Source organism: Streptomyces sp. NPDC026246 (genome assembly GCF_055567995.1).
This window is the reverse complement of record NZ_JBVHPJ010000026.1, coordinates 1-11,539: the sequence shown is the minus strand read 5'-3', so window position 1 is coordinate 11,539 and position 11,539 is coordinate 1. Positions and strand designations below refer to the sequence as shown.

Sequence of the window (11,539 nt, the reverse complement as noted above, 5' to 3'; positions counted from 1 at the left end):
CCACCTGGCCTGCGACGGCCGGGGCCGGCCGCTCTCCTTCACCCTGACCGGCGGGAACGTCAACGACTGCACCCAGTTCGAAGCGGTCATGGACCAGATCAACGGCCGCATCCGGCGCGGCGAAGCCCGATGCCGGCTCGACAAAGCCGCCTACCGACGCCGCAACGTCGTCGAACGCTGCTTCAGCCGCCTCAAACAGAACCGGGCCCTGGCCACGCGCTACGACAAACGAGCCGCCCACTTCGAAGCCACGGTCACCCTCGCCTGCCTCCGACTCTGGCTCCCCTGACTTTCCGGACACGACCTAGAGGGGCGGGCGAGATCGAGCAGTTCCGGAAGACCTGGACGTGCCCACGATGCCGCAGGAAGAGACTCCGACCGCATCGGCCGGCCCGCCACAAGATGTCGCACGCATGTAGCGGGCAGTCGGAGTTGCTCCGCAGCAGCCTGGAGTAAGGCTGCCCTTGCGTGCAATCCGCAGCCGCAGCCCTCGGCCCGCAATCTGGCGCAATCCGAGTGCGCCAACGGGCGACCGCCGCGCATCCTGAACCTCTAATCACCAGCATGGAGGCGATATGGCGCTTAGGTTCCTCGGCACCACGAGCGATGACGGTGACTGCCCCACCCTGTACGAGATCGAGGGCACGGACGAGGTCCTCGTGCAGGGCGATCGCTTGACCGACCCGCAGCACCTCGTGCAGCTGCGCGACGTCAAGCCGTCCGAGACGTTCGTCCGCGTCCCCCGCAGCCTTCTGAGCCGGTACGCGCCCCGTAGCGCCGCACCCGCCCTTCAGCCGTTCCCCTCGATATCGCACCTGTTCCGCGACTTCCGGCACACCGCCTTCCGCCTGGAGACCCGCCGCGGCTACGCCTCCGATCGCCAGTCCCCGCTCTGGCCGAAGTGGCAGGCTGGGGAAGACGTCGCCGTCGAGCCCGCCAACGCGTGGAGGCAGAACGTCCGCGCTCAGGTGGGGCAGGGCAAGAGGTTCGAGCGGGTACGTCTGGTCGACAAGCCCTTGACCCAGGGGCAGCAGTTCCTTCTGGCTCGTGCGCCCAGCAACGTCGAGGCCGGCGAGGACATCCGCTACCTGCCCCGCAGTGAGGCCCACCCGCTGCGGCTGCCCGACTACGATTTCTGGCTGTTCGACTCGAAGATCGTGGCCCGGTTCGCGTTCGACGAGAACGACACCACTTTGGGCGTCTACGTCACCGAGGAGCCTGCTGAGGTGCTCGCTGCCTGCCAGGCTCGCGACGCCGCTTGGCATCACGCCCTGGCTACAGCGGAGTTCGCCAAACGGGTAGCTTCAACCGTGTGACCACCGACTTCCAGACCGCACGCGAGGCCCTCGGCGCGCGCCTGCGGGAGCTGCGCACCGAGGCCGGTCTGGAAGGCAAGGACATCGCCCGCATGGCGGGGTGGCAGACCTCGAAGGTCTCCCGGTTGCAGAACGGCAAGCAGACGCCGACTCGCGCGGACTTGACCGCATGGGCGAACGCCGTTGGCCGCCTGGACGTAGAGCCCGAGCTGCACGGACTGCTCGCCGGCTTGGACATGAAGCAGCGGCACCGCTCCTGGCGCCGGCAACTCGCGGGCGGGCATCGGGGCCGGCAGGAGATCGCCGTCCGCCAGACCGAGAATACGACGCTGATCCGGGGCCTCGAAGTCTCCCGGGTCCCCGGCCTGTTCCAGACTCCCGAGTACGCGCGGGTCATCTTCGAGAGCAACGCCGAGTTCCGGGGGATCCCGCCTACCACCGAGGCGGCCGTCGAGGCACGCATGCGCCGCCAGGAGGCGCTGTACGACCCGGAGAAGACGTTCCGGTTCATCCTCTGCGAAGCGGCCCTCTACCACCGCTCCTGTCCTGTCGAGGTGATGGCTGAGCAGCTCGACCGGCTGTACAACCTCGTCGGACAGCGACGCATCGAGCTCGGCATCCTGCCCTTCGGCACCCAGCTACGCCGCACCGCCCCGCACGCCTTCTGGATCTACGACCGACGACTCGTCATCGTCGAGACCATCAGCGAGGAACTGTGGCTCACCGGAGCCGAAGACATCCGGCTCTACGAGCGGGCGTGGGACTGGCTTGCCGAGTCAGTCGAGTACGGCCCGCCGGCGCGGCGCTTGATTGGCCGTGCACGCGCGTCTCTCGACTTCGCCTGACCAATCGGCCGCAACCTTGCCGGCCGCATCCGCAATCGCCCGCAATCGCTGTTCAGGAGCGCAATCAATCTACGTAGCGTCCCGGCCATGGCCTACGAGAATGCGCCGAGCGGTATGAGGCGGGGGATGCGCGGCTTGCAAGTTGCAGCCCGCACCCGGACCTGGTCTACGAAGCGTGGAATCTCGAGGCGCTCGCGCCGATCCGATCTGTGAAGTCGTGGCTCGCCGTAAAGGCCCCGCTCGCCACCACCATGCAGGCGCACAAGCGGATCCGTCCGGAGCAGCGCGGGCCAGTCGTCGCCGATCCGACGATCGACGCGGCGTGGTGGCTCGTGCCACTGAGTCGGCGACCTCGCAGACCGCAGGAGCGTGACCGTGCGGCCGGGCAGCTGGCCTCTGCACCGCTCGCCGACCGGCTGGCCGGCCTGCGGCCGGTTCTGGTTCACACGCCCTGACGGATCGAGCCGCCTCACCAACCCAGCCGTACTCGCCGCCGCGTTCGGCCAGGCGGGTACCGACGCCCAGCGGAGACACCGGCATGACCATCACCGAGACTGAAACCGCCGCCCCGGAGGCCCCGAACCATGAGGCCGGGTACCAGCAGCTCGCCGTCGAGCTGCTGCGGAACACCGTGCAACGGCGCCACCGGGCGGCCGTGCAGGCGCTGATCGAGGAGCGGACGATCCTGTCACTGCCGACCGTGCAGCGGGTGCTGCTCGTGGACAGCCGCAGGGGACGATACGCACACTTCCCGGCACTGTCCGGCATGCAGTACGCCCTCGGCCTCGACGAAGAACAGCGCTGCTTCCTCGCCCTGGTCATGTCGATGATCGGTATGGGCATCACCACCCTGGCCGGCGTCGAGGACCTCGGCGAGCGGCGCCTGCCGATCATTCTGCGGGCCCTCCTGCAGCTCGCGGGCAACGACACCATCGCCGTCGGCACCCGCCTATGAAGCCCTCCATCCGCCCGCGCCGACGCCGGTAGCCGTCACCGTGGCCGCCCACACGCCCCGTCCGCGCGGCCACCCGGGGCCCGGGCTGAAGCGTGGTCTCGATCGAGGCGCGGGTCCTGACCGCCCTTCAACCTCATCCAGCCCAATCTCGCCGAACTCGCCCTGGGCGATGCGGAGTTGGATGACGAATGGGTTGACCATCTTGTGCCTTGGCAGCGATGCGGCCCGGCGGCCTGGCCCCCCGGGCGTGAGCGTACGCAGCACGCGGGCTCGCGTTGCGCAGCACCCCGTGCATGGGCGTTGCTGCGGGTCAAGAGACGCTGAGGGGCGCGATACAGCGTCTACGACCGGGCCGTTGGCCGTCGCGGTGGCGGCACCGCACTCAGCAGTTCCCACGAGGGGCGCGAGCCGGCTGCCCACTGCGCCAGAACTTCGCGGTCCACGAGGTGCAGGCGCTGCTGGCGGGCGAAGGCGCGGCCGGGTTGGGTGATGCGGCCGTTGGTGACCATGACGACGACATCGGCTTTGTGGACGGGGCGGCCTGTGCCGTTGAGGACTTGCAGTTCGGGTGTGCCGACGGCTGCGCCTTGGTTTCCGTTTCTGCGGTGCTTGCATTGGATGACCCAGCGCCGGCCGAAGGGGTCGGTGGCCTTCACGTCTGCGCCGAGGTCGCCCTGGCCGCCGACTTGGACGGCGTCCGTGCAGCCGTCGCGGTACATCAGGTCCCGGATCGCGTGCTCGAACTGGCGGTGAGCGAGAGCGTCCAACTGTGTCAGCCCGTAGCGCAGTGCGCGAGCCTGGGCCTGTTGCCACTGGATGCGTTGGGTTCGTTGCTGCCACCAGCCCCAACCGCCCAGCAGCACCACAAGGGCAGCGACGATCAGGATCCACCAGTGGGCGATCAGCCAGTTGACCAGCGTGACCGTCAGGCTGACGGCCGCGGCCGCGGTGACTGCCACGAGCAGCAGCTGCGTACCGTCCTGTTGCTGTCGGCGGCTGCGGGCGGGACGCCGGGTCGGCCCCCTGCGGCGCTGCGGCGGGCGCCGGCTCACCGCCCAGCGTCCAAGGTGGAGAGGTCGATCGGGTAGGAGACGGTCGGTGTCGGCGGCGCGGGCTTCCTCTTCGGGGTGGGGAATTTGATGGGGTACGACACCGTGGGCTGCGGCACGCTCCTGCGCGGTGCGGCCTGGCCTTGGCCGTGGTCGAAGCGGATCGGGTAGGTCACCGCCCGCCCATCGCCCGGCTTCACAGCGGGGGCGGTGGTTTCACCCGCTCCTTGGTTGCTGTTGCCGAACCCCACGACGGCCAGAGCAACCATCGTGAAGATCGTCAATTCCCGTCGGGCGCCCGGCGCCCATCGAGAATGTTCGCGTACCGGCGTCCCATCGGAACGCACATACGACCGCACGAACGGCATCTGGTCCCTCCCGGAATCAACACGTCCAAGTGAGGGCCATGCTGGAGGCGGCCACTGACAAACGATCATGACGCAAGGGTGCAGAGTGCCTGTTCAGGACAGCTGCCGCCCGTCTCGCCCATCCGATTGCTGTTCTAGTTCGCTCGGACAATAGTTCTATACCCCTGCATGCCGGCTACTGACGCCGAGCACGCTGCGGTCACCCGGTCTCACAAGCCGGAAGCTTGCTCATGCTGCCCTCAGGGAGAGGCGGAGCCAGCAGCGGTACGCAAGCGCTTGTTGGCACCAAGTGGTCACCCTTTTTGCAACCAACCGCGAGTTGACAGTCTTCTTGGAACCAGTTCGCTAGGTTCTGCTCGCTCCACCGGCGGCGCTCAGCCGCACCCGGTGACGCTGAAGGTCGACCTCGGTGACCTCCACCGTGATCAGCTCGCCCTCGTCGACGAGCTTGGCAGGGGTCCCGACCGGCTCGTCGGCCAGCTCTGAGAGGTGAAGGAACCCCACAATGTCGGGAGCAAGCTGCACGAACACACCAAAAGGAACGATCTTGGTGATCGTCCCGGTGAGGACCCGGCCGACCTGATCCGCAAACCGAATGAGTGGATCATCCTGCAGGGCCTTCAGCGAGAGCGTGACCTGTCCGGTTCGAGTCTCGGCAATGATCACCTCAGCGGTGATCCGCTGGCCTATTTCGACTGCCTCGGAAGGGTGGCTGATCCAGCCCCATGTCAGGTCCGGCACCCGGATGAAGCCGGTGCAGAGGCCGTCCGGTTCGCCATCGACATGAACGAAGACCCCGAAGTTGTGAACCTCGGAGACCGTCCCAGCGACGACCTGCCCTCGTTTAAACGAGAGGAGGAAGGACCGCAAGGCCGGAATCTTGCATGCCCTGGCGGAGAGGTGAAGCTGACCTTCGCGCCAACGCCCGATCTCTTCGGCGTTGATCTCCTGGCCAATCTCAAACAGCTCGGATGGATGGTCCATCCGACGCATCGACGCCTCCTGCCGAGGAATCCGAGCGATCTCGGCTTTCTCACCTTCGGCATCTACGAGCTGCACCAAGACGTCCGCTCCGTCGAACCCGGTGACCCTCACGGTTCTCACGGCCCCCGGACGGAGCTGGTTGATCAAGGACTGCACGCGAGGGTCAGGGGCTGGATCGGACACGGGGGTGAGCCTAGTCGGCGCCGGCCGCACTGGTTCCAACTCTCCTGACAGGTTTCCAACTAACGTGCCACGGCTCAGCCGCGGCATCGACACGGAGAGCTCAAACGGCCAACTCACACGCTCACTGGCCAACTGAAGCGCTCAGTCACAGCAGGGGGCATCCTCGGGCGTTCCGGTGCCCCCGCTACAAGTCGAATTCCATCTGCTCGATGTCGGTGAACTCGACCTCGAGGCCTTGGGCGCGGCGCCCGCTGTCCTGGAAGTAGACCTCGCCGAGCGCTTGGCCTGCGATGTCGCGCAGTTGCTGCTCACTGGCCCCGGCGTCCTGGGCGTTGAACAGGCGGGCTGCGTACTGCGGGGGCAGGGCGAGGGTGATGTGCCGCAGACGGGCGTCATCCGTGGACCCAGGAGCGGCAGTGAACCCGAACCGTGCCCGTACGTCGATGACGACGCCCGTGCTGGTGGCCGCCTGCTTGCGGGCCTGGGCACGCAAGCGCGGCTGCCAGCGCTCGCGCACCGCGTCGGCCAGGCGCTGAGCGAGGTCCGGTCGCGGCCGGCGGATTTGGTTTTTGACGTAGCGCTCGACCGTGCGTTGCGAGATGCCGAGGTGCTGGGCCACGGCGCGGGTGCCCTTGAGCTGCTTGACCAGGTAACGCATCTGCGCCCCGGCGCTCTTGGGGATGGGGCGGGTGAATGCCTGCTGCACGGCCTTGTTCAGGCCGTCGTTCACGATGCCCACGGTGGGCACCTCCTTTCATGATCGACTGTGTGGGCCGCTGCGGGACGATCACGGCCGGACCAGGGGAAGTGCTTGCCCGGTCGTGATCGTGCCGCACAGCGGCTTTCAGGGCGCTTAGCGGGGCGGTTCTTCCTCACCGGTCATGTCGCGCAGGCGGCTGTAGTGGAACTGGTGAGCCACGGTCACCGTCCCCGTGGGCCCGTTGCGGTGCTTGGCAACGATGAGGTCGGTTTCCCCGGCTCGCTCGGACTCAGGCTCGTAGTAGTCCTCGCGGTGCAGCAGGATGATGTTGTCAGCGTCCTGCTCCAGAGCCCCGGAGTCGCGCAGGTCGCTGACCTGCGGGCGCTTGTCCTGTCGCTGCTCGGGTCCACGGTTGAGCTGAGCCAGGGCGATGATGACCGCTCCGGTGTCGGAGGCCAAAATTTTCAGTTCGCGGCTGATCTCGGTGACGCGCTCATAGGGCGACTGCCGGTTGTTGCGCTGGTCGGTCTGCATCAGCTGCAGGTAGTCCACGACCACCAGCGGCGCGCGGCCGGTCTCCCGGACGACGGTCTTGATGCGGGAGCGGATGCGGGCGGGGCTGACGCGGGCGCTGTAGTCCATCCACAGCGGCAGTTCCCGCAGCTCGGGGGTGAAGCGGTCGAGGCGGTCCCAGTCCTCCTGCTGGAGGCTGTCGGCGCCGTCGCGCAGGTGGTGGAACGCCACCCGCGCCCGGGCGGACAGGATGCGATTGCTGACCTCCGCCCGGCCCATCTCCAGGCTGTGCACCAACGAGGGACCACCCTTGCGGGCGTTGGCGGTGGCCACGCCGAGCGCAAAGGCCGACTTGCCCATCGCCGGGCGCGCGGCCACCACCGTCATCTGGCCGGGCATGAGTTTCATCAGGGCGTCCAGGTCGGTGAACCCGGTGATGGCAGACGGTGGGACGGACACGGCCAGGCTGTCCAGGTGCGCGTCCAGGCCGTCGCCGAACCGCCCGAAACTGTCATCCTCATCGTCGGCAGTCAGGTACTCCAGCTCCGCCTGATGCGCGGCGATCGTGTCCGGCACCGACAGCGGGTCCGCGATGCGGGCGCCCTGCATGCCACGCACCAGCGTCTCCTGGTAGCGGCGCACCTGGGCGTAGCCGTGCACGAGGTCGGCGTAGTGCCCGGCCTCTCCGGGGGAACAGGCGCTGCTGGCGAGCTGGGCAGCCCGGCCGGGCCACCCACGCGCTCGAGGTGGCCGGCGCTGCGCAACTCGGCCTCCACCGCGGGCACGCCCGTGGGACGACCATGCCCGTGCAGCCGCTGCACCGCCGACCACACCAGACCGTGGGCGGGCTCGTACCAGTCGCCCTCACGCACGGCGCGGGCCACGTCGGCCACCGGGTCATAGGCCGGGGTGGCCAGGCAGGCGCCCAGAGCGCGCCGGCAGGGGAGCGATCTGCAGCAGGCCGGGGTAATGGGTAACGCCACCACGGTCTCGTGTTCACCGTCCCAGCGGGCGTTTTCGCACTGGATGCTCAGTAGACCGAGGCCCCCCTGCCCACCCCTCGGATGGTGCCCTGCGAATTCGTGAGGGGCGGACCTATAGCGGAGTTGGGAAGGGCATCCGAATCTGACCCTCATACGCCGCACGGCATTCGTACGCACTTCGTACGCAAAAAGAACGCTTTCGAGGGCGCAGCACGCAGCACATACCCTCTGGAGGGAACAGGGCCGGTCCTGCTCACAGGCAGGTCCACCGCATGCCGATGGCGGAGAGCTGTTCGACGCGCTCGGGTGTGAGCGCTGCGGCTCGGGATCGCTGGTTATTGACCCATGCCCCTAGCCGCAGGTGATGCTCCTCCGCCCCCTCACCATTACGGCCTGCGTGTTCGCCGCCGCGGCCGCGGTTCTGCTCGCTGCCGCTGATGATCCGTTCGATGTGCTTTCTCGGCACCCGCAGGTGTCCCTCGCGCTGGTAAAACTGCCTAGCGGCGGCGTAGTTCATGGCCCATTTGTCGGCCTGTGCACGGCGCGGCTTCGGTTTCTCGTCCTCGCCCGCGGGCTCGATTCCGAGGACCTGCTCGCACAGCCATTGCTGGGCACCGGTGAGACTGTCCCAGCCGAGGCGGACGGAGCGTACCCACCGCCCGAGGTCCTCACCCTGGTGTATGACGTCGCCCGGTGAGGTGGGCAATGCGCCGCCGGCCTCGAGGTGCTGCCGAGTGAGGTGGAAGGCGCGTTGCCATTCCACTGGCCAGGCGGGGCACCACGAGGGGTCGATGTCCTCGAGCTGCTCGCGCCGTTCCTCCGACAAGGCTCCGGCCGACGACTGAACCGGCAGTCCTTCGGCGCGCCGGTGCTCGAGCTCCTGTGCCTTGCGGGCGGCGGCCCGGGCGTTCTTCAGCCATATTCCCACTCGGTAGCCCTGGTAGGTGGCGTCCAGCGGGGCCAGGAGGTGACCCGCTTCGGCCGCCCACCCACGCGCGGCGGCGAGTCCTTCCTCCCACGCGACGTCGAAGTGCGACCACACCATGCCCAGCTTCTCCAACTGCTGGACACGGTCATCGTCCAGGCGGCCGCGGGCGTGGAAGCGCCGGTTGTCGGCGATCCACTGCCCGAGGGGGAACCCGGTGAGGGAGGCCGGCCATCCCTCGGCCTCCACTGCCTGGTCATCGCGGCCGGGTACGCGGTAGGTGAAGGGCACCTTGAGGTTGCCGTATTCGCGGGCATAGATGACGGCGGCTTCGATGCCGCGCCGCCAGTGGGCGTGCTCGGGGTTGAGGACGCGCAGGTTGATGAATGCGGCCAGCTGCGCGGGGTCGCGAGGTGTGCTGAACTTCAGCAGTTCTCGTGCCGGTACCGACATCCGGTCGCTTCGGTCGCTCTCGCCTTCCTGCTCCCCGCTACGGCTCTGCACGCCCCTGACCCGGCTCCGTGCCTGCTGTTCGGCGAGCTGCTCGACGACTCGGGCGTCGTGGGCCCTGAGCGCTTCCAGCAGCTTCGCCAGCCCGCCGTACGCCCGGCTGGTGAGCATGTTGTCCGGTGTCTCGCCGGGTCCGAGCAGGACCGGCACCACGAGCGATGCGACCTTGCCGTCGCCGGGCTGCATGCGCAGCGCGCGGCCCACGGCCTGGACCAGATCGGGCATGGAGCCGCGGACGTCGGCGAAGTAGACGGAGTCGCAGTTCTTGGTGTCGACACCCTCCCCGAGGACCTTCACCGAGCCCAGAAAGCCCTTCTCCACCACCGTGCCAGCTGTGGCGACCCCGGCCGCGAATTCCTCGAGGACCCGCCGCCGGTGGTTGGGCTTGTGATCGCCGCAGAGCCAGTCTGCCCAGATCGTCTTCGGGTAGAGCTCGGGGTCGGTGGCGTGCAGCTGCGCGGCGACGCCTGGGAGGCCGGCCGCGAACGCCTCGGCCTCTTTGACGACGTGGTGGAAGACGAGCGTGCGCCGGAAGCTCTCGTCCGCCGACGCCTTGAGCAGGGCGGTCTGGAGGGCTGCGAGCCGGGCCCCGCGGACCTCATCCGAACGGCCCTGAACGCCCAGGAGCTGCGCGGCCTGGAGCTGGGTGTCGGTGATGTCCACGCACACCACCTGGTACGGCGCGCAGATGCCGCGGTCGATCGCCTCCGACAGCGTCAGCGTGTAGCAACGCGCACCGAACGGACCGTCCGGATCGTCCTCCATGCTCGCCACCAGCTCACCTGGCACACCCTGCTGCTCCTGGTCCTCATCCAGCTGCCACAACCGCGGCGTGGCGGTCATGTAGAGACGGCGCAGGGCGGGGACGCGGGTGTTGTCGTGGACGACCGCCCACGGCTTACCCAGCCGCCCCGACGTCCGGTGCGCCTCATCGACCACGATCAGGTCCCAGCCCGGAAGGCCAGCCTGGTGCGCGCGCTCGAGCGTGCCCAGCCCCAGGGAGGCGTACGTGGCGAAGACGGTGACCTTGTCGAATGGGCGCACCCAGTCAACGAGCTCGTTCACGTCCGTGGTGTTCGGGAAGGCCGCCTCTTCACCGCGCAAGGAAGAGACCCCGATCACCGGGCCGCTGCGGCCTCCCTCAGGCCACGCGGCCTCGGTCTGCGCGAGCAGATCCAGCGAAGGCACGAGGACGAGTACACGGCCGGCACGCAGCTCCTCGGCGCTGCGTACGGCGACAAGGGTCTTGCCGGTGCCGGTGGCCATGATTACCTGGGTGCGCAGACCCCACTCGGGCACGGTAGCTCGTGCAGGCAATTCGAGTACACGGCGTGCCGCGTCCACGGCTTCTCGCTGATGAGGACGGAGTTCCTTCATTGCCATTCCATCGACCCTCTCCAACAAAGCCAGACGATCTTCCTCATACGCCCCATCTGACCAACCATCCTGCTCACAAGCGGAGTTGACTCACAGCGGCTTTCACTCGAGACAGTGATGCACGCCCTGGATCCGAGACCCGCGCAACCGGCTTTCAGCAGCAACATGCCACATCACCGAAGCCAACCAGTTCCAGAGTCTATCTTAGCTTCAAAATGAAGCACTCACGACTGTGAATCGATCTCGACGCTACGGGTACTCCGCATCGAATCCAACACTTCCAAGGTGCTTCCGGAGAGTCATGACGCAGGAGAACGAAAAGGGCAACCGGTTCTGCAAGGCCTGTGGCACGCCCGCCGAGGACGGGAAGTTGTGCAGCCACTGCGGCGCGGTTTTGGACCTCCCCGATGAGGCCGGGCTGATTGAGGACCAGGGTGCTGCAGTACGGCGGGACTTCGAGCGTGCCCGCAACCCAGAAGGCTGAGTGCGGCCGCCACGGGAGGGGCGAGGCCACAGAGCAACGCCCCTCCTGCCCCCTCTCCTCGCTGCTCGGGCCAAAGGCCCGTTGGCCGCACCGCGCAGCGGGGCCGGCCTTCTGGCCGCGTAGCGGCCCGGGTGGCTGGAGCGCAGCGGAAGCCGCCCTCACGGGGCCGCAGGCCCCGGAGCTCCGGGAGCGCAGCGGACGGAGCGTTACACGCCTTGCGCAGCAAGGCGTGTAACGCTGCTCGCGCAGCGAGCAGCTCCGCTCACGCGGAGCGTGAGCGCAACACCCGTGCGCAGCACGGGTGTTCCCTTGCACATCGCGCAGCGATGTGGTACCCGCTCCGCGGG

At 68.1% G+C, this 11,539-nt stretch carries 12 protein-coding genes and 1 pseudogene; 6 read left to right on the top strand and 7 right to left on the bottom strand.

What is annotated here, in order from left to right; genetic code table 11:
* From ACZ4M5_RS34530 to ACZ4M5_RS34510, 5 genes are all read left to right on the top strand, one after another.
* The coding region (locus tag ACZ4M5_RS34530) for a transposase (RefSeq protein ID WP_467743028.1) at positions 1-289 on the top strand (289 nt) is incomplete at its 5' end.
* Between the two features lie 286 nt (positions 290-575).
* Complete coding sequence (locus ACZ4M5_RS34525; RefSeq protein ID WP_467743026.1) at positions 576-1,316, top strand: DUF6879 family protein; 741 nt, start codon at positions 576-578, stop codon at positions 1,314-1,316.
* A complete protein-coding gene (locus ACZ4M5_RS34520; RefSeq protein WP_467743024.1) occupies positions 1,313-2,161 on the top strand; it encodes a helix-turn-helix domain-containing protein in 849 nt (282 codons plus the stop codon). Before ACZ4M5_RS34525 ends, ACZ4M5_RS34520 begins: the two co-directional genes overlap by 4 nt.
* A gap of 209 nt (positions 2,162-2,370) precedes the next feature.
* Complete coding sequence (locus ACZ4M5_RS34515) at positions 2,371-2,616, top strand: hypothetical protein (protein WP_467743022.1); 246 nt, start codon at positions 2,371-2,373, stop codon at positions 2,614-2,616.
* An 83-nt stretch (positions 2,617-2,699) separates the two neighbouring features.
* Positions 2,700-3,116: a hypothetical protein gene (locus tag ACZ4M5_RS34510; RefSeq protein ID WP_467743020.1), complete on the top strand. Its 417-nt coding sequence runs from the start codon at positions 2,700-2,702 to the stop codon at positions 3,114-3,116.
* 341 nt (positions 3,117-3,457) lie between these two features.
* Here the strand turns inward: ACZ4M5_RS34510 and ACZ4M5_RS34505 are convergent, their stop codons facing one another.
* The 7 genes and pseudogenes from ACZ4M5_RS34505 to ACZ4M5_RS34475 all read right to left on the bottom strand — a co-directional run bounded on the left by ACZ4M5_RS34505 (position 3,458) and on the right by ACZ4M5_RS34475 (position 10,714).
* Positions 3,458-4,168 (bottom strand): restriction endonuclease, encoded by a 711-nt coding sequence (locus tag ACZ4M5_RS34505; protein ID WP_467743018.1) that lies wholly within the window; start codon positions 4,166-4,168, stop codon positions 3,458-3,460.
* Positions 4,165-4,434, bottom strand: coding sequence for a hypothetical protein (locus ACZ4M5_RS34500; RefSeq protein WP_467743016.1), 270 nt, complete (start codon positions 4,432-4,434; stop codon positions 4,165-4,167). The genes ACZ4M5_RS34505 and ACZ4M5_RS34500 overlap by 4 nt, the downstream gene beginning before the upstream one ends.
* Before the next feature lie 444 nt (positions 4,435-4,878).
* Complete coding sequence (locus ACZ4M5_RS34495) at positions 4,879-5,592, bottom strand: S1 RNA-binding domain-containing protein (protein ID WP_467743030.1); 714 nt, start codon at positions 5,590-5,592, stop codon at positions 4,879-4,881.
* A gap of 292 nt (positions 5,593-5,884) precedes the next feature.
* A complete protein-coding gene (gene tpg, locus ACZ4M5_RS34490; RefSeq protein ID WP_467743014.1) occupies positions 5,885-6,439 on the bottom strand; it encodes a telomere-protecting terminal protein Tpg in 555 nt (184 codons plus the stop codon).
* A gap of 114 nt (positions 6,440-6,553) precedes the next feature.
* Positions 6,554-7,573 carry a DnaB helicase C-terminal domain-containing protein gene (locus tag ACZ4M5_RS34485; protein ID WP_467743012.1) on the bottom strand — a complete coding sequence of 340 codons (1,020 nt, stop codon included), beginning with the start codon at positions 7,571-7,573 and terminating at the stop codon, positions 6,554-6,556.
* Positions 7,574-7,641: 68 nt separating this feature from the next.
* A pseudogene (locus ACZ4M5_RS34480) lies at positions 7,642-8,049 on the bottom strand (DnaB-like helicase N-terminal domain-containing protein); the annotation flags it as partial.
* 100 nt (positions 8,050-8,149) lie between these two features.
* A complete protein-coding gene (locus ACZ4M5_RS34475; protein ID WP_467743010.1) occupies positions 8,150-10,714 on the bottom strand; it encodes a helicase associated domain-containing protein in 2,565 nt (854 codons plus the stop codon).
* Between the two features lie 295 nt (positions 10,715-11,009).
* Between ACZ4M5_RS34475 and ACZ4M5_RS34470 the strand changes: the two genes are divergently transcribed.
* Positions 11,010-11,192, top strand: a complete 183-nt coding sequence (locus ACZ4M5_RS34470) for a double zinc ribbon domain-containing protein (RefSeq protein ID WP_381463858.1) — start codon at positions 11,010-11,012, stop codon at positions 11,190-11,192.
* The last annotated feature ends 347 nt before the right edge of the window (positions 11,193-11,539 follow it).

What these genes read in the sequence shown, in the direction of transcription:
- ACZ4M5_RS34470 (WP_381463858.1), top strand. Translation starts at nt 11,010, where the DNA reads ATGACGCAGGAGAACGAAAAGGGCAACCGGTTCTGCAAGGCCTGTGGC.
- ACZ4M5_RS34500 (WP_467743016.1), bottom strand. Translation starts at nt 4,434, where the DNA reads ATGGTTGCTCTGGCCGTCGTGGGGTTCGGCAACAGCAACCAAGGAGCG.
- ACZ4M5_RS34510 (WP_467743020.1), top strand. Translation starts at nt 2,700, where the DNA reads ATGACCATCACCGAGACTGAAACCGCCGCCCCGGAGGCCCCGAACCAT.
- ACZ4M5_RS34475 (WP_467743010.1), bottom strand. Translation starts at nt 10,714, where the DNA reads ATGGCAATGAAGGAACTCCGTCCTCATCAGCGAGAAGCCGTGGACGCG.
- ACZ4M5_RS34525 (WP_467743026.1), top strand. Translation starts at nt 576, where the DNA reads ATGGCGCTTAGGTTCCTCGGCACCACGAGCGATGACGGTGACTGCCCC.